We start from the raw sequence: 701 nt of genomic DNA, 5'->3' as shown, positions 1-701 counted from the left end.
AAGCTGGAACTGGTTGAACGGATTTTTTGGAATCCATTCCAGCTTAACGGCAAGGTTTACCATTTTTTTAAAGCGTTCCATATGTTTCATAACGCCATTGTTGGACAGCACCAATTCCTTTTTTGGATTTCTGTAGGCTCTCAGGAACTGCTCAAAATCACAAATGAACCGATAGTTCAATTGTTTCAGGTAGATGTCGTCAACTTTTAAATGCTTGCGTAAAAACTTCAGCAGATACCTTTCTGTAGTGTAATAATTCTTCATGGTGCCATATTTCAGGATGCTGACCATGTTGGTATTATGGTAGGCCATGAGTTCGGTCAATGTCTTATGGTTCTCGTCCAGACCCAAATAACGCGATTTTACGGCGTTGGCGGTAATGATCTTTCCTTCTTCCAATAATTGCTTATGGCAGTCCAATAAATGGCTGTATACTTGGTCTAGGTAGGTATTGAGGACTTTTGTTTTATAGGAGCTTCCACGTGCCCTGTTCCTGTTGCTGTCCCAATCCCTTAAAAGTGTACACCTTTTTAAACTGATTTCTGAACGTTTTTGGTTGACTGTGATACGGGCGAAGATGGATAATTCGCTCGTGTTGCCTCTGGGTTTCCTTGTGTAGAAAATCACGGCAAAGGTAGTGTTTGTCTGCATTGTTGATGTCTTTGGTTAAACAAAAATGTTTTAAAGACAAAAGTCAAATC

1 protein-coding gene is annotated in these 701 nt (G+C 40.1%); it reads right to left on the bottom strand.

Going from position 1 to position 701, the window contains the following annotated elements; genetic code table 11:
* Positions 1 to 651 (bottom strand): phage integrase SAM-like domain and Arm DNA-binding domain-containing protein (locus JEM65_RS19915; protein WP_199603326.1); only part of this gene is annotated, 651 nt, incomplete at its 3' end.
* Positions 652 to 701: the final 50 nt, after the last annotated feature.

It is taken from the genome of Gelidibacter salicanalis, assembly GCF_016469035.1.
GTDB lineage: Bacteria > Bacteroidota > Bacteroidia > Flavobacteriales > Flavobacteriaceae > Gelidibacter > Gelidibacter salicanalis_A.
This window is presented reverse-complemented; position numbering and strand designations above follow the sequence as displayed.